The organism is Streptomyces sp. TG1A-60 (assembly GCF_037201975.1).
Lineage (GTDB): Bacteria > Actinomycetota > Actinomycetes > Streptomycetales > Streptomycetaceae > Streptomyces.
This window is the reverse complement of sequence record NZ_CP147520.1, coordinates 2,491,467-2,515,778: the sequence shown is the minus strand read 5'-3', so window position 1 is coordinate 2,515,778 and position 24,312 is coordinate 2,491,467. Positions and strand designations below refer to the sequence as shown.

Genomic DNA, 24,312 nt, shown 5'->3' with positions numbered 1-24,312 from the left:
TCTGGCAAAGAGCTCCGTCCAACCGCCGAACGGTGCCCCCCGGGGAATGGTGTCAGATCAACGGCGGAGCACGGGCTGCCGCCCTCACCCTCGCCCCGAAACCTGGACCCCGGCCCTAGAGCCCTGCCGTCGGAAGGCGGCAGGACCCGGGGCCGTCCCCTTGGAAGGCGACGGCCGACCCCAACCCTACCGGCCCATATGTACGGGGGTCAGTGCTCAGGTGACTCAACTGGAGCCGAAGTGACCAGTTCTGTCAGTACGCCATGACAATCCTTGGGGTGCAGAAACGTGATCCGTGACCCCATGGAACCGACTCGCGGCTCCTCGTACAGAACGCGTACGCCCTTGTCCTTGATCGCGGCGGCCTCACCGTCGACGTCCGCCGTGCCGAAGGCGATGTGGTGGACGCCCTCACCGTTCTTGGCCAGCCACTTCGCGACGGTGGAGTCCTCACGGGTGGGCTCCAGGAGCTGGAGGTAGGAGGCGCCCCCGTCGTCCGTGCTGTTGATCTTGAGCATGGCCTCGCGTACGCCCTGCTCCTCGTTGACCTCGGAGTGGAACACCTCGAAGCCGTACGTGGCCCGGTAGAACTCGACGGTCTTGTCGAGGTCGAAACAGGCGATCCCGATGTGGTCGATTCGCGTCAGCATGATGTTAGTGGAGCGCTCCGCGCGTGGTTACGCAACGTGCGCGCGATCACACCGGCGGCCAGGTGACGGCACGGAGTGCCACTCAGTACATTCGAAGTAAACCCTCGTTCACTCCTCGGCCGTACAGGCTGGAAGGGGATCGCACCTCATGACTGGAACGAACGGCAGGACCTCGGTGATCGTCGCGGGCGCGCGGACGCCCATGGGGCGGTTGCTCGGTTCGCTGAAGCCCTTCTCCGGAGCCGACCTCGGAAGCTTCGCGATCAAGGCCGCCCTGGACCGTGCGGGCATCGGCGGCGACCAGGTGCAGTACGTGATCATGGGCCAGGTGCTCCAGGCCGGGGCAGGGCAGATCCCGGCACGCCAGGCCGCGGCCAAGGCGGGCATCCCGATGAGCGTGCCCGCCCTCACGATCAACAAGGTGTGCCTGTCCGGCCTCGACGCCATCGCGCTGGCCGACCAGCTGATCCGCGCCGGCGAGTTCGACGTGGTCGTGGCCGGTGGCCAGGAGTCCATGACCAACGCCCCCCACCTGCTCCCGAAGTCCCGCGAGGGCTACAAGTACGGGGCGATCCAGATGCTCGACGCGATGGCGTACGACGGGCTCACCGACTCCTTCGAGAACATCGCCATGGGGGAGTCCACCGAGAAGCACAACACGCGTCTCGGCATCCTCCGTCCCGAGCAGGACGAGATCGCCGCGCTCTCCCACCAGCGGGCCGCCGCCGCCCGGAAGAACGGCCTCTTCGACGCCGAGATCACGCCGGTCGAGATCCCTCAGCGCAAGGGCGAGCCGGTCGTTTTCAGCCAGGACGAAGGCATCCGGGGCGAGACGACCGCCGAGTCCCTGGGCAAGCTGCGGCCGGCCTTCGCCAAGGACGGCACGATCACCGCGGGCTCGGCCTCGCAGATCTCCGACGGCGCCGCCGCCGTGGTCGTCATGAGCAAGGCCAGGGCGGAGGAGCTCGGCCTCACGTGGCTCGCCGAGATCGGCGCCCACGGGAACGTCGCCGGACCGGACAACTCCTTGCAGTCGCAGCCGTCGAACGCGATCCGGCACGCCCTCGGGAAGGACGGCCTCCAGGTCGCCGATCTCGACCTGATCGAGATCAACGAGGCCTTCGCCGCGGTCGCCGTACAGTCAATGAAGGACCTCGGCGTGTCCCCGGAAAAGGTGAACGTCAACGGTGGTGCGATCGCCCTGGGCCACCCCATCGGCATGTCGGGCGCCCGCCTCGTGCTCCATCTCGCCCTGGAGCTGAAGCGGCGCGGCGGCGGTGTCGGCGCGGCGGCTCTGTGCGGTGGCGGCGGTCAGGGTGACGCGCTGATCGTGCGGGTACCCAAGGCCTGAGGACCGCGGTCCGCAGGCGCACATGGCCACTCGGAACGGAGCTGTGATGCAGGACGTCCCCACGCTGGTGGCACAGGCCAGGGAAGGGCGGCCCCGGGCCGTCGCCCGGCTGATCTCCCTGGTGGAAGGGGCGTCCCCGCAGCTCCGCGAGGTCATGGCGGCGCTGGCCCCGCTCACGGGCGGGGCGTACGTCGTCGGTCTGACCGGCTCGCCCGGAGTCGGCAAGTCCACGTCCACCTCGGCGCTGGTGACCGCCTACCGGCGGGCCGGCCGGCGGGTCGGCGTGCTCGCCGTCGACCCGTCGTCCCCCTTCTCCGGCGGTGCCCTGCTCGGCGACCGCGTCCGGATGGCGGAGCACGCCTGCGACCGGGGCGTGTACATCCGTTCGATGGCGACGCGCGGCCATCTGGGCGGCCTGGCGTGGGCGGCCCCGCAGGCGATCCGTGTCCTGGACGCGGCCGGCTGCGACGTGATCCTGGTCGAGACGGTCGGCGTCGGCCAGTCCGAGGTGGAGATCGCCTCCCAGGCGGACACGTCCGTGGTGCTGCTGGCCCCCGGCATGGGGGACGGCATCCAGGCCGCCAAGGCCGGGATCCTGGAGATCGGGGACGTCTACGTGGTCAACAAGGCCGACCGGGACGGCGCCGACGCGACCGCGCGCGAGCTGAACCACATGCTGGGACTGGGCGAGTCCCGCGGCCCCGGCGACTGGCGCCCCCCGATCGTCAAGACGGTCGCGGCGCGGGCGGAGGGCGTGGACGAGATGGTCGAGGCCCTGGAGAAGCACCGAGCCTGGATGGAGGAGCGCGGGGTCCTCGCCGAACGCCGTCGTGCCCGCGCCGCCCGGGAGGTCGAGGCCATCGCCGTCACCGCCCTCCGCGAACGCATCGCCGACCTCCACGGCGACCGTCGCCTCAGTTCTCTGGCCGAGCGGATCGTGGCGGGCGAACTGGACCCGTACCGGGCGGCGGACGAGCTGGTCGCGGGCCTGACGGAGGGCTGAGCCCGGCCTCTCTCGCCCCCGCCGCCCCTACCCGTCCCACCTCGGGGCTCCGCCCCGGACCCCGTTCGCGCGGGTTCCCCGCGCGACAAGCCCCCGTGGAACGGGAGAGGGGCACCCGGTGCCGGGTGCCCCTACCGGTGTCAGTCGTCCGAGCGGTCGGCGGTGACCTTGGCCGAGTCGAGGTTCACCCTCCAGTCACTGCCGGTGCCGTCGGTGGCGGTGGTGTCGACCTCCCATGCCTTGTCCCCGCTCTCCTCGTCGAGGTCGACGGAGGTCACGGTGCCCTTGTCGGCAGCGGCCCCGGCGGCCTCGGCGGCGGTCACGGAGCTGCCCTTCAGGGCGGCCCGGATCCGCTCGGTCTCGGCGGCGTCGTCACCGTCGTCGTCCCGGTCGGCGTGTGAGCCGAGCACCTTGCCGGTGCCGGGGTCGATCTGGACGCCGAACCACTTGCCGCCGTCGGTCAGGACGTGGACGTCCCACACCAGGTTCGTGCCCTCGTCGTCGAGGTCGGCGGAGACCGCCGTACCGGCCTTGTGCTTCAGCGCGGCCCTTATGGCGTCGGCGGCCGTGACGTCCGCGGCCTTCGCCTCGGCCGCGTCCTCGGCCCTGTCGTCCGCGTCGTCCCGGTCGTCCCTGCCAGTGCTGTCGTCGTCCGCGTCGTTCTTGTCGTCGGCGTCGTTCCTGTTGCCCTTGTCGCCCCTCTCGCCGACGTCGTCGCGGCCGTTGTCGCCGTCCGACACCTGCACGCTGGACCGCTTCACCGGCGCCTCGTCGTCGCCCGTGACCGCGATGGCGGTCGCGGTGCCGCCGCCGATCAGAGCCGCGGCCGCGACGGTGGCGATGACGATGTTGCGCTTCATGGTGTTCCTCCCGGTCAGGACTGACAGCGCCCGGCTTGGTGGCTACCGTGCGCTTTCGACGGGAACCAATCTGCCCGACCGACTCTGAAGCCGACCTGAAGCCCCCTGAAGCCGTCTTCAGGTCGGGTTTGCCAAGCTGGGCGCATGCGCCTGTTGATCGTGGAAGATGAGAAGCGGCTCGCGGTGTCGCTGGCCAAGGGACTGACGGCCGAGGGCTACGCCGTGGACGTCGTCCACGACGGGCTCGAGGGCCTGCACCGGGCCCGCGAGGGGTCGTACGACCTCGTGATCCTCGACATCATGCTGCCCGGCATGAACGGCTACCGCGTGTGCGCCGCTCTGCGCGCCGCCGGGCACGACGTGCCGATCCTGATGCTCACCGCCAAGGACGGCGAGTACGACGAGGCGGAGGGCCTGGACACGGGTGCCGACGACTACCTGACCAAGCCGTTCTCGTACGTCGTCCTCGTCGCCCGGGTGAAGGCCCTGCTCCGGCGCCGCGGCCCGGCCGGCGGTGCCTCGCCCGTGCATGTCGTCGGCGACCTGAAGCTCGACACCGCCGCCCGCCGCGTCTTCCGCTCCGAGGCCGAAGTGTCCCTCACCGCCAAGGAGTTCTCCGTCCTGGAGCAGCTCGTCGCGCGTGCCGGTGAGGTCGTCTCCAAGGCCGACATCCTCGAACACGTCTGGGACTTCGCCTACGACGGCGATCCCAACATCGTCGAGGTCTACATCAGCGCCCTGCGCCGCAAACTCGGCGCCGAACTCATCAGGACCGTTCGCGGTGCCGGATACCGCCTGGAGGCCCGGCCATGAAACGCGTGCTCGGCTCCGTGCGAGCGCGAGCCACGGTCGCGGCCACCGTGGTCGTCGCCGTTGCCCTGGTCGCGGCGGGCGCGGCGGTGCTGCTGTCGCTGCGGTCCAACCTGATCGGTCAGGCGAATGCCCAGGCGGAGGCCGACGCCCTCGAAGTCGCTCGACAGGTGGCGGCGGACGTGGCGTACGCCGATCTGGACCTCGACGACGGCGACGAAACCCCCGTCAAGGTCGTGGATCAGCGAAGGAGGGTGGTCGCGGCGGGCGAGGACCTGGAGAGTATCGGCCTTCCGGACGGCGCGGAGGCACGGGCGAGCGCCCTTTCGACCACGGACGACGATGCCGACCGGGGCGAGGACGAGAACGAGAACGAGGGCGAGGACGAGGAGACGTCCGGGGGCGGCATCCCCACCGCCGGCCTGGTCTCCGAACCCGTACTGCTCGGCGAGGGCACCGCGGCCACCGACCACGAGACCAGGGAGTACCAGTTCGCCGCGGTGAAGGCGACCACCCGTGCGGGCGTCACCCTGACGGTCTACGCGGGATCGCCCCTCTCCGCCGAACAGGACGCCGTGAGCACCGCCCTCACCACCATGCTCATCGGCTTCCCCCTGCTCCTCGTCACCGTCGGCGGCGCGACCTACGTCGTCACGGGCCGGGCTCTGCGCCCGGTCGAGGGCATCCGTTCCGAGATGGCGGCCATCACGGCCTCCGAGGACCTCTCCCGTCGCGTACCGGAGCCGGACACGCATGACGAGGTCGCCCGGCTGGCGCGGACGACGAACGAGACGCTGGCCGCGCTGGAGTCCTCGGTGGAGCGTCAGCGCGCGTTTGTCGCGGACGTCTCGCACGAGCTGCGCAGCCCGATCGCGTCGCTGCGCACCCAGCTGGAAGTGGCGGCGGCGCACCCGGAGTTGCTGGATCTGGACGGGGCGGTGGAGGACACCGTACGACTCCAGAGCCTCGCCGCCGACCTGCTGCTGCTCGCCCGCCTCGACGCGGGGGAGCGGCCACCGCCCGACGCGCGGTTCGACCTGGCGGAGGTCGTGCGGGAAGAGGTGTCCTCGCGGGAGGGTGTGACGCTGGACGGCGTCGAGTCCGTGGTGCTGCGCGGCTCGCGCAACCAGGTCTGCCGGATCCTCGGCAACCTCCTGGACAACGCCGCTCGGCACGCCCGTGACCGTGTCGCGGTCACCCTGCGGACCACCTCCGACTGGGTGATCCTCCAGGTCGTCGACGACGGCTCCGGTGTTCCCCGGGCCGACCGCGAACGCGTCTTCGAACGCTTCGTCCGCCTCGACGAATCCCGAGCCCGCGACGACGGCGGCGCCGGCCTCGGCCTCGCCATCGCCCGGGACATCGCCGTCCGCCACGGCGGCACCCTGGCAGTCACCGACGCCCCCGGCGGAGGAGCCTCGTTCGACCTGAGACTGCCTCTGAATCCCCCGGCACCCCGGTCGGCCGCCCTGTGACCCCCGCTCACCCAAGGGGCGCGGGGAACCGCGCGCCCAGCGACGACGAGCCCGCGGCCACGATCCGGCCCGTAGCCCCGTAGCCCCCGTCCTCCGGCCAACGCAGCGGAGCGCTACGGTTTGCCGCGATGCGCCCGCAGATGCTCGGCGATGGGCGTCAGTGACATGTGCAGTTCGTCCAGTGCCTCCACCGGCAGCAGATCGATGAAGTGCCGCCGCACGGAGGCCACATGGTGCGGCGCGACCCGCTGCATCGTCTCCATGCCGTGCTCCGTGAGCACGGCGAACAGCCCGCGCCGGTCGGACTCGCAGTGCTCGCGGCGCACCAGGTCCGCGTTCTCCATGCGGGTGATCTGGTGCGAGAGCCGGCTCTTGGACTGAAGGGTGGCGGCGGCGAGGTCGCTCATTCTCATCCGCCGGCCCTCCGACTCGGAGAGGTTCACCAGGATCTCGTAGTCGTTCATTGTCAGGCCGAACGGCTGCAGATCCCTTTCGAGCTGGTGCGTCAGCAGCCTGTTGACGTCCAGATGAGTGCGCCAGGCGCACTGCTCCGCATCGGTCAGCCAGCGCGTGGCCGTCTCGGTCTCCATGAATGAAGTCTACCTAAAAAGTTGAAAGGCGAACTAGTGAGGTTTCGGGTGGTGCGGCTCGTCCGGGTCGGAGCGTGACAACGTGCACACGTTCGATGTCACACTCCGCAGACTACCGCTCACAGCCCGAAGCGGCGCTGGAGGTCCCCCAGCTGTCCGGGAAAGCGCGGTGATCCGCCCTGCGGACCGGGGTGACCGGGTGCCCCACCCCCGCCGGGTACTCCCGGCTCGTGCGGAACCGTGCCCATGGCCTGCTCGGCCATGAGTGTCTCGGAGGACTGGAGCAGCACCGTGCCCGCTCCGACGAACTCGAACTGGTGCTCCTCGCCGGAGGCGCCGCCGAGGCCCGTCATCGCACGTAGGCCGCCCATCACGCCCGTCATGTAACCGTGGTCGTAGTGGTGGCACGGTGAGGGGCAGTCGGCCCATCCGACCAGGGCCTGCGGATCGACCCGGATCGGGGGTTCCATGAACACCACCGGGCCGTTGGAGGCCGCCACGAACTTGCCCGTTCCGATCAGCGTCAGGAAGCCCGGCACGATCGACTGCTTGAGCGCGAGACTTGGCTGAAAAGCGAGCAGATTGCCCGAGCGAATGGTCAGGTTGCCGTCTTCGAGGTCAAAGGAGTTGACGTCGAAGGCCCGGTCGGCGAGGAGCATCTTGCCGGATCCCTCGGCGACGACCCAGTCGCTGGCGTGCAGAGGCGAATGGAACGACGTACGGACGAGACGGTCCAGCCGGCCGTGTCCGATGCCGTTGAACTCCATCTGGCCGTAGTAGGCGATCATCTTGCCCTTCTGCAGGAACCACTGGCTCCCCTTGAGCTCCACGCAGAAGGTGTAGTGGTCGACGTTGTCGTCGGACGGCAGCGTCATCGGGTCGTGGACGGTCGGGCCGGCGCCCGGAGCCCCGTACATGCTCACAGCTTCTCCTCCGAGGCCTGGACGTACACCGCGCCGCTGCCGCTCAGCTCCAGCTGGAACGCCTCGCCGGAGCCCCGGCCCACCATGTCGCGCCAGCCGAGCGCGGTGGACAGCTTGTTGCGTACGTCGCCGTGGTGCGCAACGTACGCCTGTGGGTCCACGTGGACCGGGCGCTGGGGGGTGATCGGAACCTCGATCACGCCGCCGTGCGCCATGACGGCGACCGCCCCGTGACCCCGCAGGGTGGTGGTGAACAGGCCCTGACCCGTCACCTGGCCCCGGACCATGCCCATGACGCCGCCCTGTGAGCCCATGAACATCGTGCCCTGCTGGAGGGTGCCGTCGAAGGCGAGCAGACGGTCGGCCTCGACGTAGAGGGTCTCGCCGGTCAGGTTGATCACCTGGATGTGGTGGCCACCGTGTCCGAACAGGACCGTGCCGCTGCCCTCGACGGTCATCAGCGGGGTCGCCTCGCCCGCCACCCGGCGGCCGATCATCGACGCGATGCCGCCCTGGCCGCCCTGGATGTTGGGCGTGAAGGACACCTCGCCCTTGTAGGCGAGCATCGCGCCGCGCTGACTGAACAGCCGCTGCCCCGGCGACAGTGTCGCCTCGACCATCTTCGAGTTGATCTCACGGAAGGCCATGTCACACGTCTCCCGCCACCGTGTTGCGCTCGCTGGGCTGGATGTAGACCAGTCCGTCGCCCTCGAAGCGGATCTGGAAGGCCTCGCCGCCACCCTCGCCCATGAACGTGCGGAACGTCACACCGGACTGGAAGGACTGCCGGAGATCGCCCTGATGCGCGATGTACGCCCCCGGGTCCACCGTCAGCGGGTACTGGCGGCTCACCCGCAGCACCACTGCCGGGCCGTCGGACATGAGCGCCGCCTGGCCGTGGCCCTCGATGGTCGTGGTGAACAGGCCGTTGCCCTGCGAGGCGCCGCGCAGCCCCGTGAAGGTCGTGCCCGTACGCAGGCCGGAGTCCGTCGCGAGCAGATTGCTCGACTCCACGTACAGCTTGTCCCCCTGAAGACTCACGAGGTTGATCTCGGAGGCCCGGTCCGCGAACCAGCAGGTCCCGTGCCCCGTCACCTCCATCAACGTCATCTGCTCGCCGGTCAGGCGCCGCGTCACCATCCCGCGCAGGCCCTCACCGCCGCCGCTCAGCTTCTTGAACGTCATCTGACCGTCGTACGCGACCATCGAGCCGTTCTTCGCCTTCACGGCGTCCCCGGTCATGTCGACGGCCAGCACCTTGCTGCCTTGAAGTCGGAACATTGCCACGTGGTGACGGTAACCGGCCCATGGGGGACAGGACAGGGCCCGGAGGGGGATCTCGACCCTGAAGGGACCCCTAGACCGTCGGAAGGTTGACGGATGCCAGAATGGACGCGCTTGTGCTTCTGTTCACAAAGACCGACACGCGACGCGACGACCCGCCCCGCCGACCCCACCGAAGGTGACCCCGTGGACATAAAGACCGCTTCCGCCCTCCGCCGCCTGCGCCTCGTCTCCGCCCCCGAGGCCGTCTCCTTCCTGCTGCTGCTCGTCTGCTCGGTGCTGAAGCGGACCACGGAGTTCAACGCGGTGCCCGTGATGGGCTGGGTCCACGCCGTCCTCTTCATCCTGTACCTGGTCTTCTGGGCCGACGCCTGGAACCGCGCGAAGTGGTCCCTGAAGACCGCCGCGCTCTACTTCGCCCTCTCCGTCGTGCCCACCGGCGGCTTCTTCGCCGACCGCAGGCTGCGCCGCGAGGCCGAGGACGCGGTCGACGCGGCGATCACGGCCCGCCCCGGCGAGGAAGGGACCGTGAACGCGTGATCGTCGCCTTCTCCGTGACCCCGCTGGGCGTCGGCGAGGACGTGGGGGAGTACGTCGCCGACGCCGTCCGGGTGGTCCGCGAGTCGGGCCTGCCGCACCGGACTGACGCGATGTTCACCTCCGTCGAGGGGGACTGGGACGAGGTGATGGACGTCGTACGGCGCGCGGTCGCCGTGGTGGAGGATCGGGCGCCGAGGGTTTCGCTCGTCCTCAAGGCCGACATCCGCCCCGGCGTGTCGGACGGCCTCACCTCGAAGGTGGAGACCGTGGAGCGGTTCCTCGGGGGCGCCTGACAGTTCGGGAGTGCCTGTGTGCGGGCGACCGCGAGCGGCCCTGATCCGCCCGCGGTCGCCCGTCAACCGCAGCTGCGTCCCCAGGGCACCCTCACCCGCCGTTCGGCCCCCCTCAGTTCGACACGCTCGCAAATCGCCCTTTTTGTATAGGTATCGACTAGTTCGATCACTGGAGGGCGCTGTGCGGCCGGAGGGCTACGACTACGACACCCACAGCCGACTCGCCGGACCGCTCACGGAGCCGTCCGGATCCGCGTACCGGGTGCAGTACACCAAGCTCCTCTCGAAAGAGCCGCACCGAATACGCGCCGTCCTGCTGATGACACTCGCTCCTCTGCTGACCGGCGCCCTGCTCGTCTACCTGGTCTGGCCCGCCCACTGGGTGGAGCGCGAGGGCGTGGACACGTGGCTCGTGGGGCTCGACATCACGATGCTCGTGTCCATCGGGCTGATCGAGCTGTTCATGGTCGTCAACGTCGTGTCGATCGCCCACGCGACGATGGTCGCCCGTGACCCGGTCCCGGTCGTCCCCGAACCCGGCACCCGCGTCGCCTTCCTCACCACGTACGTGCCGGGCAAGGAACCCCTCTCCATGGTCCGGGCCACCCTGGAGGGCGCCACCCGGCTGCGGCACACCGGCCACCTCGACGTCTGGCTCCTCGACGAGGGCGACGACGACCAGGCCAAGGCCCTCTGCGCGGAGCTCGGCGTACGGCACTTCACCCGCAAAGGCGTCCCCGGGTGGAACCGTCCGAAGGGCGTCCACAGGGCCCGCACCAAGCACGGCAACTACAACGCGTGGATCGCCAAGCACGGCGACGCGTACGAGTTCTTCGCCTCGGTCGACACCGACCACGTACCGCTGCCGAACTTCCTGGAGCGGATGCTGGGCTACTTCCGGGACCCGGACGTGGCCTTCGTCGTCGGACCGCAGGTGTACGGGAACTACACCGCCCCCGTCACCAAGGCCGCCGAATCGCAGCAGTTCCTCTTCCACGCGCTCATCCAGCGCGCCGGCAACCGCTACCGGGCCCCCATGTTCGTCGGCACCAACAACGCCGTACGCGTCGCCGCCGTGAAACAGGTCGGCGGACTGCACGACTCCATCACCGAGGACATGGCCACCGGCTTCGAACTGCACCGGCACCGGAACCCCGGGACGCGCAAGTACTGGCGGTCGGTGTACACGCCCGACGTGCTCGCCGTCGGCGAGGGCCCCGCTTCCTGGACCGACTTCTTCACCCAGCAGACGCGCTGGTCGCGCGGTACCTACGAGACGCTCTTCAAGCAGTACTGGAAGGCGCCCCTCACGATGCCCTGGGGCCGCCTCTTCTCGTACACGCTGATGCTCGTCTACTACCCGATGACCTCCGTCAACTGGCTGCTGGGCATCGTCAGTTGTGTGCTCTTCCTGTGGTTCGGGGCGTCCGGAACGCAGGTCACCGCCTCCGTCTGGCTGATGCTCTACAGCGATGCCGCCGCCCTCCAGGTGGGGCTGTACCTGTGGAACCGCAGGCACAACGTCTCGCCGCACGAACCGGAGGGGTCGGGCGGGCTCGCCGGCATGGCGATGTCGGCGCTCTCCGCGCCCATCTACCTGAGGTCCCTGGGCGCCGCACTGCTCCGGCTGCCCTGCCGCTTCGTCGTCACCCCGAAGGGCCGCGACGCCAGCCCCGACCGGCTGCTGACCTTCCGGATCCACCTGTTCTGGACGGCGGTGCTCGGGTCGTCCCTGACCGCGTCGTTCGTACGCGGCCACAGCCATGTGGCCATGCGGACCTGGGCCTTCCTCGCCATGGCGATCTCGCTCGCACCCGTCGGGGTGTGGGCCTTCACCCGGCACCGGGACCCCGGGGCGAGCGCCGCCTACCGGGCGGGACGGCCGGCCGGCGCGACCGTCGCGGCCCGGCTCGTCGACGGCGACGAACCCGCGCTCGCCACCCAGCCCACATCCGCCCCCTCGGTCTCCGGCTCTCCGACGGGAGGCAACTAGGCCATGGCCCACCAGCTCTCGAAGAAGACCAGGAAGAAACTGCTCGGTGTCGGCGCCGTCGCGCTGCTCGCCGGCCTCAACGCCCCGGCCGCCGTCGGGTTCGCGCAGGAGCGGTACCACGAGTGGAAGATCGCCCAGCCCGGCTACCAGGCCCGCTACGGCTCCTGGGCCCAGGTCGACATCCCCAAGGACTTCCGCACCAACGCCATTCACGCGGCCCTGCTGCACACCGGCAAGGTGCTGATCGTCGCCGGGTCGGGCAACGAGCAGAAGAAGTTCGACAGGGGCTCCTTCGACACCGTTCTGTGGGACCCGGTGAAGAACACCTACAAGAAGATCCCCACCCCCGTGGACTTCTTCTGCGCCGGCCACGCCCAACTCCCCTCCGGCAGAATCCTGGTGGCAGGCGGCACCGCCCGCTACGAACTGCTGGACGGCGAGGTCGAACGGGCCGGCGGCGGCATGCGGGTCAAGAACGAGAACCCCGACGAGGCGATGGTCCTGAAGAAGGGGACCCGCTTCCGCTCACCCTCCGGCGTCGAGTACGTCAGCCGCTTCGACGTCACCGTCCCCAAGGCCAGACGCGACTTCGACATCACCTACGACCAGGCCGGCGTGATGCGGCCCTGGGAGACCAAGGTCACCGCGAGCGAGGCCCGGGTGTTCGTCGAGGCCGTGAAGAAGGGCCCGGAGTCCGTCATGCCCCGGCAGGCCCAGTACGAGATCGTCGGGCTCAAGGGCAAGGACGCCGCCAACACGTACGGCCTCTCCGAGAAGATCACCCTGGACAAGCAGGACTTCCAGGGGATCAGGGCCGCGTACGAGTTCGACCCGACGGCCGAGATGTACGTGCCGGTCGCCCCGATGGACAAGGCCCGCTGGTACCCGACGCTCGTCGGACTGGAGGACGGGCGTGTGCTCGCCGTCTCCGGCCTGGACGACGTGGGCGTCGTCGATCCCGGTGACAACGAGATCTACGACCCGGAGACCAAGAAGTGGAAGCCGGGCCCCAAGCGGTACTTCCCCACGTACCCCGCCCTCTTCCTCACCAAGGGCGGCAAGCTCTTCTACCCCGCCTCGAACGCCGGTTACGGGCCCGACGACCTCGGCCGCGAACCCGGTCTCTGGGACCCGAAGACCAACGAGTTCGAGAAGGTCCCGGGCCTCACCGACCTCGACCAGACGGAGACCTCGGCGTCCGTGCTGCTGCCGCCCGCCCAGGACCAGAAGGTGATGATCCTCGGTGGCGGAGGCGTCGGCGAGTCCGAGGAGTCGACCTCGCGCACCGCCGTCATCGACCTGAAGAAGGAGAACCCGGCCTTCGAGGACGGCCCCGACCTCCCCCAGGGCACCCGCTATCTGAACAGCGTGCTCATGCCGGACGACACCGTCTTCACCTCCAACGGCTCCGGCGGCTACCGGGGCCGCAGCGCCAGCAACATCCTCAAGGCGCAGTTCTACGACCCGAAGTCCAACTCCTTCCGCGGCGCCGCCGCCCCCAAGGTCGGCCGCAACTACCACTCCGAGGCCCTGCTCCTGCCCGACGGCCGCGTCGCCACCTTCGGCTCCGACCCGCTCTTCGACGACCAGCGGAACACCAAGCTGGGCCACTTCGAACAGCGCATGGAGGTCTACACGCCGCCGTTGCTCCACAAGTACGGCAAGAAGCGTCCCGTCCTCGGCGACGGTCCCCAGGAGGTCGACGGCAAGGGCCGCGCCACCTTCGCCACCAGCCACCCCGAACGCGTCGTCAACGCCAGGCTGATGCGCCCCAGCGCCGTCACCCACACCACGGATGTCGAACAGCGGTCCATCGCCCTGGAGGTGACGAAGACCCCGGACTCCGTCACCGTCGACGTGCCGGCGGACCGGACCCTCGTCCCGCCCGGCTGGTACATGCTGTTCGTGACGGACGCGGAGGGGACGCCGTCGGAGGCGAAGTGGATCCAGGTGTGGTGAGAGGGGTGGCCGCTGGTGCCGGGCGTCGCGACGGGGCGGACGTCGTCTGTCGCGGCGCCGGCCTGGAGGTGCGCGCCAGCCCCAGGGCGTGGTCCGGCCACCACCGGCCCGCCGCCGGCCGACCGCGGCACTCCCCGGGACGCTTGATCCCCCGATAGGCATCGGGGCCGGCTCCCCGGTGTCGGTGGTCGGCGGGGCGGGCGGGTTGCACCAGGCGGTGCCCCGGTCGCCGTTCAGCGGGCCGTTGCCGTTGCGGCTGGTGTCGTTACGGACCAGCCGGGACATCTTCTCCCTCTGCTCCCCGGGACGGTGGCGTTCGGTTCCCACTGGCCACGACTTGCGCATAATCGTTCCCCAGGGCGACAGATCGACTCGGGTGCGACACCGGCCGGGAGGCGGCGCGGGGAGCACTGCTGAGGCTCTGCCGGGGCTCCGCCGGGCGACCGAAACGCGAGACGGTGCTGACCGGCATGTGACCGGCCGATAAGGTCGATGCCGTGCCGAAGCCGCTCAGCCTATCCTTCGACCCCATCTCGCGTGCCGACGAGCACTGGAAGCAGCGCTGGGGAAACGTCCCGTCCATGGCCGCGATCACCTCGATCATGCGCGCCCAGCAGATCCTGCTGGCCGAGGTCGACGCGGTCGTCAAGCCGTACGGGCTGACCTTCGCGCGTTACGAGGCCCTTGTGCTCCTCACCTTCTCCCAGAAGGGCGAGCTGCCGATGTCCAAGATCGGTGAGCGGCTGATGGTGCACCCCACCTCCGTGACGAACACCGTCGACCGCCTGGTGAGGTCCGGCCTCGTCGACAAGCGCCCCAACCCCGCCGACGGCCGCGGCACCCTCGCCTCCATCACCGACAAGGGCCGCGAGGTCTGCGACGCCGCCACCCGCGACCTCATGTCCATGGACTTCGGCCTCAGCGCCTACGACGCCGAGGAATGCGCCGAGATCTTCGCGATGCTCCGCCCGCTGAGGGTGGCGGCGGGGGACTTCGAGGAGAGCTGAGCGCCGGCCGTCAACGGCCGGTGCCCGCTACCGCTTGCCGGTGGTTTCGCCGCCGGTGCCCCGGAGACGTCCGACCTCGCGATGTCCGCCGCCATTCTGCCGGTCGACCGTCGTCCGTCGCCGGATGGCCGGAACCCGGATTCGTCGACGGTGAGGGCAGGTGCCCTGCCGAGTGAGCGCGTGCCGGCCGCGGTCGACCGCCGGGCTTGCCGGGGGTCAGGCCGCGGCGGGCTTGGGGGCCGCGTCCTTGAGGATGAGCGGCTCGACCTCCCGGCTCACCTTGCGTTCGACGAAGAAGGCGGCCGTGGGGACCGTGCCGGCGAGCAGCACCCAGGCGAGGCGGCCCAGCGGCATCTTCGCCTTGCTGCCGAGGTCGAAGGCGAAGACCAGGTACAGCACGTACAGCCAGCCGTGCGCGAAGCCGACCACCGTGACGAAGCCGTCGAAGCCGTCCATGCCCAGCAGGCGCTTCCCGATCACGCCCACCGTCAGCAGGATCAGCAGTACAGCGGTGACGTAGGCCATCACCCGGTAGCGGGTCAAGACGCTCTTCTTCATGGCGTCGAGCCTAACGGGTGCTCTTCCGCGCCCCGCGCGCGCCTCCTGACCCGTACCACCGCCCCTTATTGGGGCATCCAAGTAAAATCGGACTCATGGACGCTGACGCCATCGAAGAAGGTCGCCGACGCTGGCAGGCGCGGTATGACGCCGGGCGGAAGCGGGAGGGGGACTTCACGACGGTTTCCGGGGATGTGGTGGAGGCGGCGTACGGGCCCCGGGCGGGGGACGTGTACGCGGGGTTCGAGCGGATCGGGTGGCCGGGGGAGTACCCGTTCACGCGCGGGCTGTATCCGACGGGGTACCGGGGGCGGACGTGGACGATCCGGCAGTTCGCGGGGTTCGGGAACGCGCGGCAGACCAACGAGCGGTACACGATGATCCTGGCCCACGGGGGCGGGGGGCTGTCCGTCGCGTTCGACATGCCGACCCTCATGGGGCGGGATTCCGATGATCCCCGGTCGTCGGGAGAGGTCGGGCACTGTGGGGTGGCCGTCGACTCCGCAGCCGACATGGAGGCGCTGTTCAAGGACATTCCGCTCGGGGACGTCACCACGTCCATGACGATCAGCGGGCCCGCTGTCCCCGTTTTCTGTCTGTATCTCGTCGCTGCCGAGCGGCAGGGCGTCGATCCCGGCGTGCTGAACGGCACGCTGCAGACCGACATCTTCAAGGAGTACATCGCGCAGAAGGAGTGGCTCTTCCCGCCGGAGCCGCATCTCCGGCTCATCGGTGACCTCATGGAGCACTGCGCGGCCGAGATTCCCGCCTACAAGCCGTTGTCCGTCTCCGGCTATCACATCCGCGAGGCCGGAGCCACCGCCGCGCAGGAGCTGGCGTACACGCTCGCGGACGGGTTCGGGTACGTCGAGCTGGGGCTCAGCCGGGGGATGGATGTCGACGTGTTCGCGCCCGGGCTGTCCTTCTTCTTCGACGCGCACGTCGATTTCTTCGAGGAGATCGCCAAGTTCCGCGCGGCGCGCAGGATCTGGGCGCGGTGGATGCGGGACGTGTACGGGGCGCGGACCGACAAGGCGCAGTGGCTGCGGTTCCACACGCAGACGGCAGGTGTCTCACTGACCGCGCAGCAGCCGTACAACAACGTGGTGCGCACGGCGGTGGAGGCGCTCGCGGCGGTCCTCGGCGGGACCAACTCCCTGCACACCAACGCCCTGGACGAGACCCTGGCGCTGCCCTCCGCGCAGGCCGCCGAGATCGCGCTGCGTACGCAGCAGGTGCTCATGGAGGAGACCGGCGTCGCCAACGTGGCCGATCCGCTCGGCGGTTCGTGGTACATCGAGCAGCTCACCGACCGGATCGAGGCGGACGCGGAGAAGATCTTCGACCAGATCGAGGAGCGGGGGCTGCGGGCCCACCCCGACGGGCGGCACCCCATCGGGCCGATCACGTCCGGGATTCTGCGGGGGATCGAGGACGGGTGGTTCACCGGGGAGATCGCGGAGTCGGCGTTCCGGTACCAGCAGGCTCTGGAGAAGGGGGAGAAGAAGGTTGTCGGGGTCAACGTCCACCAGGGGTCCGTGACCGGGGACCTGGAGATTCTGCGGGTCGGTCATGAGGTGGAGCGGGAGCAGGCGCGGGTGCTCGCGGAGCGGAAGGCGGGGCGGGACGACGCCGCTGTGCGGCGAGCTCTGGATGCCGTACTCGTCGCCGCGCGGGACGGGGGCAACATGATCGGGCCGATGCTGGATGCGGCGCGGGCCGAGGCCACGTTGGGGGAGATCTGCGGGGTGCTGCGGGAGGAGTGGGGGGTGTACACGGAGCCGGCGGTGTTCTAGGGCGTTCTTCGAAGGTCCCGTCTGGCTCACGGCGTCCCGGCACGGCGCCTCGCCGCGTTGCCGGGATCGCCCGCGTACGCCCGGTACGGGCGACCCTCCGCCTTGCGACGCACCGCACCAGACGCCGCGAGCCCCGCCCTCCGGGCGGACGACGCCACTTTCGAAACACGCCCCAACCGCGGTGACTTCCGGAGACCGGGTGGGCATGCGCGGGGCGGCCGGGTCGGTCGCGCGGTTCCCCGTGTCCCTTACGGGGCCGGCTCCGCCGCCCCTCTCAACCCCAGCAGTAGCAGTCTCGTGAAGCCCCGTGCCCACTCCTCGTCCGCCGGTTCGGCGCTGACGAGGACGCGGTGGACCACCGCACCCGCGACAACGTCGAAGATGAGGTCGACGGCGCGTGAGGTGGTGGCGGGGTCGGGTTCCGGGGGGAGTTCGCCGCGGGCCTGGGCACGGCAGCGGCCCTCCAGGACGAGGCGTTTCTGGCGGTCGACGATGGAGGCGCGGATCCGTTCGCGGAGGGCGTCGTCGCGGGTCGACTCGGCGATGACGGCCATGAGGCCGCTCCTCGCCTCCGGACGGACCAGGATCGCGGCGAACTGCAGGACCACGCCCTCGATGTCGCCCGCCAGGCTGCCGCGGTCGGGGAGACGCAGTTCGTCGAAGAGTTCCGCCACCGCGTCGACGACCAGTTCGTTCTTGCCGGCCCAGCGCCGGTAGAGGGTCGTCTTCGCGACGCCGGCCCGCGTGGCCACGTCGCCCAGCGTCAGCTTCGACCAGCCCAGCTCGACGAGAGCCTCCCGCGTCGCCGCAAGGATCGCGGCATCCGCGGCGGCGCTGCGGGGGCGGCCCGTGGCGCGGGCGGCGGGGGTGCGGCTCTGCATCCACCGACCATATCCGGCCGTTCCCGAACTCCTCCGAGGCATGGTGAGGCAGATCACGGGGGAGTGGGTACTGAGGGGTACAGAGAAGCCGCCGGGACCGTTACGCTACGACTCGTAGCGAAAGCGTGTCCGCGGGGCGGGCGCCGAGTGGGGACCTGGCGCTCGTGCGGACACGGAGGTGCGGAACCGGTTTTCAGATCGGGGCGCTTTTCACGTGCGTGCTCGGAAGGGGGAGGATGTACTCATGCAGCCACGGAACATGTCCATGAGCGGAGTCGTCGACCTCGCCGCGGTGAAGGCGGCCCAGGAGGCCAAGACGAAGGCGGAGCAGGCGCGCGCCGCAGCGGCCGGGCAGGGCGGGGGCGGGGCGGTCTCCCCGGCCGGCCTGGTCATCGATGTCGATGAGGCCGGGTTCGAGAGCGAGGTCCTGCAGCGGTCCACCGAGGTGCCCGTCGTCATCGACTTCTGGGCCGAGTGGTGCCAGCCCTGCAAGCAGCTCAGCCCGGTGCTGGAGCGGCTCGCCGTCGAGTACCACGGCAAGTTCGTCCTCGCCAAGGTCGATGTCGATGCCAACCAGATGTTGATGCAGCAGTTCGGGATCCAGGGGATCCCGGCTGTTTTCGCTGTGGTGGCCGGGCAGGCGCTGCCCCTCTTCCAGGGGGCAGCCCCCGAGCAGCAGATCCGCGCGACCCTCGACCAGCTCGTGCAGGTCGCCGAGGAGCGCTTCGGTCTCACCGGCCTCGTGGTGGACCGGGACGCCGGGCCCGGTGCCCCCGCCGAAGCCGCCCCGCAGGTCCCGGCCGGCCCGTACGACCACCTGCTCGAAGCCGCCGTACGCGCCCTGGACGCGGGTGACTTCGGCGGTGCGGTGCAGGCGTACAAGAACGTGCTGAGTGACGACCCCGGCAACAGTGAGGCCGGACTGGGCCTCGCGCAGGCCGAGTTGCTGCAGCGTGTGCAGGGCGCGGACCCGCAGGAGGTGCGCAAGGCCGCCGCCGAGAACCCGGCCGACGCGCAGGCGCAGATCGCCGCGGCCGACCTCGATCTCGTCGGCGGTCACGTGGAGGACGCGTTCGGGCGGCTCATCGACACGGTGCGGCGCGCGGCGGGGGAGGACCGGGACGCCGTACGGCGGCGGTTGCTCGAACTCTTCGAGGTGGTCGGCGCGGACGATCCGCGGGTGGCCGCGGCGCGGCGGGCACTGGCGCGGGCCCTGTTCTGAGGCGCCCGTGAGCCACCGCCCCGGCCGAGCGCCGGCTGTGGGCGGGGGTGCTCGGGGACGCCGGGACCGCCCGGTCCCGGCAGTGCCGGGGCGCATGGTGCGTGAGTGAGAGATTTGGCGACACAGCGACACAGTGGCCGCGCTTTACCAAATCTTGGTAATCGCGGCCACTGTTACTGCCAGTAAGAGAAAGTCGTCGGTCTGTCGGACTCTGTCCAACTGTCAACCGATCTGCGGCCTCACCGGACGCGACCCAAAGTCGTCGGCTGACGCCGGTAGGTCGTTGTTCGGTTATCCGTCCGTTACTAGCGAGTAACGACCCCCCTTGCGAGGGCGGCGAGAATGCACCACGATCGGCGACGCTCGGTCCTGTCCCGTACCCCGCCAGCCAGTCGGGTCAACGGGTTTTCTGGGTCCCCACCGAGTAGGGCCGACGACAGTGGCGCCGGCTCTTGGGCAGGGGGGTCTCCGCTCAACGGCGGAGCCTGTCCAGCAGGTTGTGCGTGATGCGTGTCAGGCGCGACCAGTGGTTGTCGCTCGGGGGTGATCGCCGGTGATTCGGGCGCTTTTCGCGTCGCCGAGCGCGGGCGCTCTCCTTCCCGAGGACGTAGCACTTCTCCCATCCCTGCCCGGCCGAGCCGCCGTTCCGAGCGGCGATCCGGTCAGGAGATGTACGTCCGAGAAGGAGGAAATATGGAGTCCCAGGTGCGTGGCGGGACCAGATGGAAGCGGTTCGCTGTGGTCATGGTGCCCAGCGTCGCCGCCACGGCAGCGATAGGTGTCGCCCTCGCGCAGGGTGCTCTCGCCGCGTCGTTCAGCGTGTCGGGGCAGTCGTTCAAGGTGACGGCGAGTCAGCTCGACGGTAAGGGCTTCTCGCAGTACGGGGCGCTCGCCGAGGGCTACACCCTCAAGGGCGAGAAGACGGTTCACCCCGTCGCCGTTTCGGCGTTCAAGAGCGCGTCGATCACCAACATGTGCCAGTCGGTCGTCACCCCGAACGTCCCGCTCCTCGGTAGCGTCAGCCTCAAGCTGACCGCCGGTACCGGTGGCAAGAAGGTCGAGGCCGAGAACCTCTACATCGACGTCGAGGACCTCTCGGCCGATGCCGTCTTCAAGGGCATCGACATCGGTGTGGCGGCCAAGGACGCCACCAAGGGTCCGGGCATGAAGGGCGGCGCCGAGCAGGCCAACCCCTACGGGTTCGCCCAGCAGGCCGACTCGGCCCAGCTGACCGACGTGAAGCAGACGGCGTGGGCGACCACTGCCGGAACCTTCAAGCTGAGCAACTTGAAGATGTCGCTCCACAAGGGCGTCGTGGAGTGCTACTGAGCACTCCCTGGGCGGGTGAGGGGGTTCGCGCTTCTTCGCCCGCCCGTCCTTCCCGCCGTGCGCGGCGCCGTGCACGCGAACTCCGTATGTGAAGTCCGTGCGCGCGCTTCGTACGTGTCGTCCGTGAACTTCTCACAGCAACACCGTTCCAGGGAGCTGTTGTCCATGAGCGCCGAGTCAACGGGGCAGAACGAAGACTATCTCCGCGCCTTTCGGCGGCGCTTTGACGACTGGAGGGGCTCTCGTCCCTTCTGGGCGGGCCTGTTGGTACTGCTCGGCGGTTTCCCGATCATGTACCTGCCGTACGCGAACCTGCAGATCGGGCATCTGACGCTCGCCATGTCGACGACGGGCGGCGCGGGATCCCTCATCATCGGCGTACTGCTGGTGGTGCTCGGGGTCAGCCTCTGGTTCCAGCGGCATGTACGCACCTTCGCCGGTACGGCGGCGATCCTCCTGGCGCTCGTGTCGATCCCGGTCTCCAACCTCGGCGGCTTCGGTGTCGGCTTCCTGCTCTCCCTGATCGGCGGTGCGCTGGCCATCGCCTGGGCACCCGGTCACGAGGAGGCGTCGGTGCCGTCCACCTACAAGACCCCGAGGCGGACCCGGGCTCCCCAGAGCACGGCCCCGCAGAACACGGCACAGCAAGGCGTCGACCTCCTGAAGGGCGACGACCTGACAGGTACCACCCCCACGAACGGGACGAACGGGAGGCACAGTGCCGGCTGACGAGGTGACCCACGGGACTTCGGTGGGAGAGTCCCGTGCGAGATCCGGACCGCGGCACGCGGCGCCCAAGAAGCCCCTTCTCACCCGGCTGAACATGCCGGCGGGCAAGGCGATAGCCCTGGCGGCGATGCCGACGGCGGTCCTCATGGGCATGGGCTTCACGCCCACCCTCGCCCGCGCCGAGGACCCCGCGACACAGAGCCTGACGGCCGACGAGTACAAGGACTGCGTGGAGGCCCTGGAGGCCGCCGAGGAGGGCGCGGACACCTCCGCGTCACCGACCCCGACGCCGTCCGCCCCGGAGAGCACCGACCCCGCGGGCGACGAGGCCGAGGACGACGGGGCCAAGGACGAGGACACGGCCGCGGACGGCGACTCCTCGGACGGCGGCTCCACCGGCGACTCGGCCTCCGGTGACACGTCCTCGGACGACTCCTCTTCGTCGGATTCAGGTTCCGACGACAAGGGCACGACGGACGGGTCCGGTACGGGCGACAGCTCCGGCAAGACCGCCACCGACGCCTCGGGCACGCCGTCCGGCGACGCCTCCGGGGACGAGGGCGGCGGCAACGTCCTGGAGGACATAGGCAGCGCGCTGGAGGACCTCTTCACGCCGGGCGACCAGGAGTCGGCGGACACCACACCGTCGGACCCGGCCGGCCCGTCCCCGTCCCCGTCCCCCTCGGCCTCCGAGGCGGACGAGGGCACCGGTACGGACACGGGCGTCGGCTCGGACGCAGGCAAGGACGCGCAGGACACCGCCGGCAAGGTCGAGGACACCGCGAAGGACGTCACCGACACCGTCGAGGACACCGAGGAGGCGGCGGAGGATCCCGCCGAGGACCCCGCCGCCACGCCGAGCCCGTCCCCGAGCGAGAGCACGGACACGGACGGCTGCCCGGTCGCCACGGACGACGAGAGCGGCGTCGAGAAGGGCATCCCGGCGCTGCCCGACGACCCCTGGTACCTGAACGCCAGCTCGCTGTTGCTGAAGGGCGCCGACTACCAGGGCGTCGTCAAGGTGCGGACCGCCGACGGCACGGTCAAGGAGGTGCTGAAGTACGTCATCTCCGACGGCACCGACATCGGCGACCTGCACCAGACGGTCGAGGACAAGCAGGCCGGCGTGACCTACCACGTGCAGGCCGGCCAGGGCACCACGTCCACGATCCGCGACGGCGACACGGTCATGTACACCGAGAGCATCTCCGGCAACCTGCTCGGTCTGATCCCGGTGACCTTCGACCCGGAGCACCCGCCGCCGCTGAACATCCCGCTGATCTACTTCACCAAGGTGAAGGTCGTCCAGGCGGGCCAGTTCGGCGGAACGCTGACCGTGCCCGGCCTGCACCAGTACACGACCGACTGAGCAGTCGCTCGGGGCCGGCCGAGCACCGGACGGGGATCCGTCCGGGATCCGTCCGGACCCGTCGGCAGCCGCACATACCGAGGGCGCTCCCTGCCGGCAGGGAGCGCCCTCGGTGCCGTCGTACGCCGGTGACGGCCGGCGGTGTCAGTCGCGGGCGCCGCCGCCCAGGTGGTGCACCCGGACCATGTTCGTGGTGCCCGGGACGCCGGGGGGCGAGCCGGCGGTGATGACCGCGATGTCGCCCTCGTTGAAGCGGTTGAGCTTGACCATCTCGTGGTCGACGAGCTCGACCATCTCGTCGGTGCTGTTCACGAACGGCACGACGTGCGACTCCACACCCCAGCTGAGCGCCAGCTGGTTACGGGTGGACTCGTCGGTGGTGTACGCGATGATCGGCTGGGACGCGCGATAGCGCGACAGCCGGCGGGCGGTGTCGCCGGACTGCGTGAAGGCCACCAGGGCCCGGCCGCCGAGGAAGTCGGCGATCTCGCAGGCGGCACGGGCGATCGAACCACCCTGCGTACGCGGCTTCTTGCCCGGCACGAGCGGCTGCAGACCCTTGGCGAGCAGTTCCTCCTCGGCCGCCGTGACGATCTTCGACATCGTCCGGACCGTCTCCAGCGGGTAGGCGCCCACGCTGGACTCCGCCGACAGCATGACCGCGTCCGCGCCGTCCAGGATCGCGTTGGCGACGTCGGACGCCTCGGCGCGCGTGGGACGGGAGTTGGTGATCATCGACTCCATCATCTGTGTCGCCACGATCACCGGCTTGGCGTTGCGGCGGCACAGCTCGATGAGCCGCTTCTGCACCATGGGGACCCTTTCGAGGGGGTACTCGACGGCCAGGTCGCCGCGGGCGACCATCACGCCGTCGAACGCCATCACGACGTCCTCCATGTTCTCCACGGCCTGCGGCTTCTCCACCTTGGCGATGACGGGGACCCGGCGGCCCACCTCGTCCATCACCTTGTGGACGTCCCGCACGTCATGGGCGTCCCGCACGAAGGACAGCGCCACCAGGTCGCAGCCCATCCGCAGCGCGAACCGCAGGTCCTCGACGTCCTTCTCGGACAGGGCCGGCACGTTCACGGCCGCGCCGGGCAGGTTGATGCCCTTGTGGTCGGAGATGACGCCGCCCTCGATGACCTCCGTCCGCACCCGCGGACCCTCGACCTCGATGACCCTCAGCTCGACGTTGCCGTCGTTGATGAGGATCTGGTCGCCGGGGGAGACGTCACCGGGCAGGCCCTTGTACGTCGTACCGCAGATCTGCCTGTCGCCCGGCACGTCCTCGGCGGTGATGGTGAACTCGTCACCGCGCACCAGCTCCACCGGACCCTCGGCGAAGGTCTCCAGACGGATCTTCGGGCCCTGCAGGTCGGCGAGGACACCGATGGCCCTTCCGGTCTCGGCGGAGGCGGCCCGGACCCGGTCGTAGCGGCCCTGGTGCTCGGCGTGGCTGCCGTGGCTGAAGTTGAAGCGGGCCACGTTCATGCCGGCCTCGATGAGGGCGACCAGTTGCTCGTGGGAGTCGACCGCGGGGCCGAGAGTACAGACGATTTTCGAACGGCGCATGGGACGATCCTATCGGTTTGTTTCGCTACGGAATATTCCGTCTGGCGGAATAAGCAAATGGGCGGCTATGCGCTCAGTCGTGTTACCGGCGTGTATTGCTCAGCTGTTCCGTTCT

General features: G+C 69.8%; 23 protein-coding genes and 1 pseudogene. 14 read left to right on the top strand and 10 right to left on the bottom strand.

What is annotated here, in order from left to right; genetic code table 11:
* Window positions 1–209: 209 nt before the first annotated feature.
* Window positions 210–650, bottom strand: coding sequence for a methylmalonyl-CoA epimerase (gene mce, locus WBG99_RS10175; protein ID WP_338896021.1), 441 nt, complete (start codon window positions 648–650; stop codon window positions 210–212).
* Between the two features lie 148 nt (window positions 651–798).
* On the opposite strand from mce, the gene WBG99_RS10170 reads away from it, so the two are divergent.
* A complete protein-coding gene (locus tag WBG99_RS10170; RefSeq protein ID WP_338896020.1) occupies window positions 799–2,001 on the top strand; it encodes an acetyl-CoA C-acetyltransferase in 1,203 nt (400 codons plus the stop codon).
* Window positions 2,002–2,047: 46 nt separating this feature from the next.
* Window positions 2,048–3,004, top strand: a complete 957-nt coding sequence (gene meaB, locus WBG99_RS10165; protein ID WP_338896019.1) for a methylmalonyl Co-A mutase-associated GTPase MeaB — start codon at window positions 2,048–2,050, stop codon at window positions 3,002–3,004.
* A gap of 140 nt (window positions 3,005–3,144) precedes the next feature.
* Here meaB and WBG99_RS10160 read toward each other — a convergent pair whose 3' ends face one another.
* Window positions 3,145–3,864 (bottom strand): PepSY domain-containing protein, encoded by a 720-nt coding sequence (locus tag WBG99_RS10160; RefSeq protein WP_338896018.1) that lies wholly within the window; start codon window positions 3,862–3,864, stop codon window positions 3,145–3,147.
* A gap of 144 nt (window positions 3,865–4,008) precedes the next feature.
* Here WBG99_RS10160 and WBG99_RS10155 point away from each other — a divergent pair, with 144 nt between their 5' ends.
* The gene (locus WBG99_RS10155; RefSeq protein WP_338896017.1) at window positions 4,009–4,677 is read left to right on the top strand and encodes a response regulator transcription factor; all 669 of its coding nucleotides are present in this window, start codon (window positions 4,009–4,011) and stop codon (window positions 4,675–4,677) included.
* Window positions 4,674–6,149, top strand: coding sequence for a HAMP domain-containing sensor histidine kinase (locus WBG99_RS10150; RefSeq protein WP_338896016.1), 1,476 nt, complete (start codon window positions 4,674–4,676; stop codon window positions 6,147–6,149). Before WBG99_RS10155 ends, WBG99_RS10150 begins: the two co-directional genes overlap by 4 nt.
* Window positions 6,150–6,262: 113 nt before the next feature.
* Here the strand turns inward: WBG99_RS10150 and WBG99_RS10145 are convergent, their stop codons facing one another.
* The 4 genes from WBG99_RS10145 to WBG99_RS10130 all read right to left on the bottom strand — a co-directional run bounded on the left by WBG99_RS10145 (window position 6,263) and on the right by WBG99_RS10130 (window position 8,943).
* Complete coding sequence (locus WBG99_RS10145; protein ID WP_338896015.1) at window positions 6,263–6,739, bottom strand: MarR family transcriptional regulator; 477 nt, start codon at window positions 6,737–6,739, stop codon at window positions 6,263–6,265.
* 119 nt (window positions 6,740–6,858) lie between these two features.
* Window positions 6,859–7,656 (bottom strand): AIM24 family protein, encoded by a 798-nt coding sequence (locus WBG99_RS10140; RefSeq protein WP_338900279.1) that lies wholly within the window; start codon window positions 7,654–7,656, stop codon window positions 6,859–6,861.
* A gap of 2 nt (window positions 7,657–7,658) precedes the next feature.
* A complete protein-coding gene (locus WBG99_RS10135) occupies window positions 7,659–8,309 on the bottom strand; it encodes an AIM24 family protein (RefSeq protein ID WP_338896014.1) in 651 nt (216 codons plus the stop codon).
* Window position 8,310: 1 nt separating this feature from the next.
* Window positions 8,311–8,943 (bottom strand): AIM24 family protein, encoded by a 633-nt coding sequence (locus WBG99_RS10130; RefSeq protein ID WP_338896013.1) that lies wholly within the window; start codon window positions 8,941–8,943, stop codon window positions 8,311–8,313.
* A gap of 189 nt (window positions 8,944–9,132) precedes the next feature.
* On the opposite strand from WBG99_RS10130, the gene WBG99_RS10125 reads away from it, so the two are divergent.
* The 4 genes from WBG99_RS10125 (at window position 9,133) to WBG99_RS10110 (ending at window position 13,731) form a co-directional block, all read left to right on the top strand.
* Window positions 9,133–9,486 (top strand): DUF3817 domain-containing protein, encoded by a 354-nt coding sequence (locus tag WBG99_RS10125; RefSeq protein ID WP_338896012.1) that lies wholly within the window; start codon window positions 9,133–9,135, stop codon window positions 9,484–9,486.
* A complete protein-coding gene (locus WBG99_RS10120) occupies window positions 9,483–9,779 on the top strand; it encodes an MTH1187 family thiamine-binding protein (RefSeq protein WP_338896011.1) in 297 nt (98 codons plus the stop codon). Before WBG99_RS10125 ends, WBG99_RS10120 begins: the two co-directional genes overlap by 4 nt.
* 181 nt (window positions 9,780–9,960) lie before the next feature.
* Window positions 9,961–11,772 carry a cellulose synthase catalytic subunit gene (locus WBG99_RS10115; RefSeq protein WP_338896010.1) on the top strand — a complete coding sequence of 604 codons (1,812 nt, stop codon included), beginning with the start codon at window positions 9,961–9,963 and terminating at the stop codon, window positions 11,770–11,772.
* Between the two features lie 3 nt (window positions 11,773–11,775).
* Window positions 11,776–13,731 carry a kelch motif-containing protein gene (locus tag WBG99_RS10110; RefSeq protein ID WP_338896009.1) on the top strand — a complete coding sequence of 652 codons (1,956 nt, stop codon included), beginning with the start codon at window positions 11,776–11,778 and terminating at the stop codon, window positions 13,729–13,731.
* A gap of 64 nt (window positions 13,732–13,795) precedes the next feature.
* Here WBG99_RS10110 and WBG99_RS10105 read toward each other — a convergent pair.
* Window positions 13,796–13,995: pseudogene (locus WBG99_RS10105) on the bottom strand (glycoside hydrolase family 6 protein); the annotation flags it as partial.
* A gap of 233 nt (window positions 13,996–14,228) precedes the next feature.
* Between WBG99_RS10105 and WBG99_RS10100 the strand changes: the two are divergent.
* Window positions 14,229–14,738 (top strand): MarR family transcriptional regulator, encoded by a 510-nt coding sequence (locus WBG99_RS10100; RefSeq protein ID WP_338896008.1) that lies wholly within the window; start codon window positions 14,229–14,231, stop codon window positions 14,736–14,738.
* A 216-nt stretch (window positions 14,739–14,954) separates the two neighbouring features.
* Here WBG99_RS10100 and WBG99_RS10095 read toward each other — a convergent pair whose 3' ends face one another.
* Window positions 14,955–15,296 (bottom strand): DUF3817 domain-containing protein, encoded by a 342-nt coding sequence (locus WBG99_RS10095; RefSeq protein ID WP_338896007.1) that lies wholly within the window; start codon window positions 15,294–15,296, stop codon window positions 14,955–14,957.
* A 95-nt stretch (window positions 15,297–15,391) separates the two neighbouring features.
* Between WBG99_RS10095 and WBG99_RS10090 the strand changes: the two genes are divergently transcribed.
* A complete protein-coding gene (locus tag WBG99_RS10090; RefSeq protein ID WP_338896006.1) occupies window positions 15,392–17,092 on the top strand; it encodes a methylmalonyl-CoA mutase family protein in 1,701 nt (566 codons plus the stop codon).
* A 248-nt stretch (window positions 17,093–17,340) separates the two neighbouring features.
* Here WBG99_RS10090 and WBG99_RS10085 read toward each other — a convergent pair whose 3' ends face one another.
* Window positions 17,341–17,973 carry a TetR/AcrR family transcriptional regulator gene (locus WBG99_RS10085; RefSeq protein ID WP_338896005.1) on the bottom strand — a complete coding sequence of 211 codons (633 nt, stop codon included), beginning with the start codon at window positions 17,971–17,973 and terminating at the stop codon, window positions 17,341–17,343.
* A gap of 244 nt (window positions 17,974–18,217) precedes the next feature.
* Here WBG99_RS10085 and WBG99_RS10080 point away from each other — a divergent pair, with 244 nt between their 5' ends.
* The 4 genes from WBG99_RS10080 to WBG99_RS10065 all read left to right on the top strand — a co-directional run bounded on the left by WBG99_RS10080 (window position 18,218) and on the right by WBG99_RS10065 (window position 22,622).
* Window positions 18,218–19,195, top strand: a complete 978-nt coding sequence (locus WBG99_RS10080) for a tetratricopeptide repeat protein (protein ID WP_338896004.1) — start codon at window positions 18,218–18,220, stop codon at window positions 19,193–19,195.
* A 693-nt stretch (window positions 19,196–19,888) separates the two neighbouring features.
* A complete protein-coding gene (locus WBG99_RS10075) occupies window positions 19,889–20,524 on the top strand; it encodes a DUF6230 family protein (RefSeq protein ID WP_338896003.1) in 636 nt (211 codons plus the stop codon).
* Window positions 20,525–20,689: 165 nt separating this feature from the next.
* On the top strand, window positions 20,690–21,253 hold the full coding sequence (locus WBG99_RS10070) for a DUF6114 domain-containing protein (protein ID WP_338896002.1): 564 nt from the start codon (window positions 20,690–20,692) through the stop codon (window positions 21,251–21,253).
* Window positions 21,243–22,622: a hypothetical protein gene (locus WBG99_RS10065; RefSeq protein ID WP_338896001.1), complete on the top strand. Its 1,380-nt coding sequence runs from the start codon at window positions 21,243–21,245 to the stop codon at window positions 22,620–22,622. Before WBG99_RS10070 ends, WBG99_RS10065 begins: the two co-directional genes overlap by 11 nt.
* 144 nt (window positions 22,623–22,766) lie before the next feature.
* On the opposite strand, the gene pyk is transcribed toward WBG99_RS10065, so the two are convergent.
* Window positions 22,767–24,197, bottom strand: coding sequence for a pyruvate kinase (gene pyk / locus WBG99_RS10060; RefSeq protein WP_338896000.1), 1,431 nt, complete (start codon window positions 24,195–24,197; stop codon window positions 22,767–22,769).
* Window positions 24,198–24,312 lie beyond the last annotated feature (115 nt).

What these genes read in the sequence shown, in the direction of transcription:
- mce (WP_338896021.1), bottom strand. Translation starts at nt 650, where the DNA reads ATGCTGACGCGAATCGACCACATCGGGATCGCCTGTTTCGACCTCGAC.
- WBG99_RS10170 (WP_338896020.1), top strand. Translation starts at nt 799, where the DNA reads ATGACTGGAACGAACGGCAGGACCTCGGTGATCGTCGCGGGCGCGCGG.
- meaB (WP_338896019.1), top strand. Translation starts at nt 2,048, where the DNA reads ATGCAGGACGTCCCCACGCTGGTGGCACAGGCCAGGGAAGGGCGGCCC.
- WBG99_RS10160 (WP_338896018.1), bottom strand. Translation starts at nt 3,864, where the DNA reads ATGAAGCGCAACATCGTCATCGCCACCGTCGCGGCCGCGGCTCTGATC.
- WBG99_RS10155 (WP_338896017.1), top strand. Translation starts at nt 4,009, where the DNA reads ATGCGCCTGTTGATCGTGGAAGATGAGAAGCGGCTCGCGGTGTCGCTG.
- WBG99_RS10150 (WP_338896016.1), top strand. Translation starts at nt 4,674, where the DNA reads ATGAAACGCGTGCTCGGCTCCGTGCGAGCGCGAGCCACGGTCGCGGCC.
- WBG99_RS10145 (WP_338896015.1), bottom strand. Translation starts at nt 6,739, where the DNA reads ATGGAGACCGAGACGGCCACGCGCTGGCTGACCGATGCGGAGCAGTGC.
- WBG99_RS10140 (WP_338900279.1), bottom strand. Translation starts at nt 7,656, where the DNA reads ATGTACGGGGCTCCGGGCGCCGGCCCGACCGTCCACGACCCGATGACG.
- WBG99_RS10135 (WP_338896014.1), bottom strand. Translation starts at nt 8,309, where the DNA reads ATGGCCTTCCGTGAGATCAACTCGAAGATGGTCGAGGCGACACTGTCG.
- WBG99_RS10130 (WP_338896013.1), bottom strand. Translation starts at nt 8,943, where the DNA reads ATGTTCCGACTTCAAGGCAGCAAGGTGCTGGCCGTCGACATGACCGGG.
- WBG99_RS10110 (WP_338896009.1), top strand. Translation starts at nt 11,776, where the DNA reads ATGGCCCACCAGCTCTCGAAGAAGACCAGGAAGAAACTGCTCGGTGTC.
- WBG99_RS10095 (WP_338896007.1), bottom strand. Translation starts at nt 15,296, where the DNA reads ATGAAGAAGAGCGTCTTGACCCGCTACCGGGTGATGGCCTACGTCACC.
- WBG99_RS10090 (WP_338896006.1), top strand. Translation starts at nt 15,392, where the DNA reads ATGGACGCTGACGCCATCGAAGAAGGTCGCCGACGCTGGCAGGCGCGG.
- WBG99_RS10085 (WP_338896005.1), bottom strand. Translation starts at nt 17,973, where the DNA reads ATGCAGAGCCGCACCCCCGCCGCCCGCGCCACGGGCCGCCCCCGCAGC.
- WBG99_RS10080 (WP_338896004.1), top strand. Translation starts at nt 18,218, where the DNA reads ATGCAGCCACGGAACATGTCCATGAGCGGAGTCGTCGACCTCGCCGCG.
- WBG99_RS10075 (WP_338896003.1), top strand. Translation starts at nt 19,889, where the DNA reads ATGGAGTCCCAGGTGCGTGGCGGGACCAGATGGAAGCGGTTCGCTGTG.
- WBG99_RS10070 (WP_338896002.1), top strand. Translation starts at nt 20,690, where the DNA reads ATGAGCGCCGAGTCAACGGGGCAGAACGAAGACTATCTCCGCGCCTTT.
- pyk (WP_338896000.1), bottom strand. Translation starts at nt 24,197, where the DNA reads ATGCGCCGTTCGAAAATCGTCTGTACTCTCGGCCCCGCGGTCGACTCC.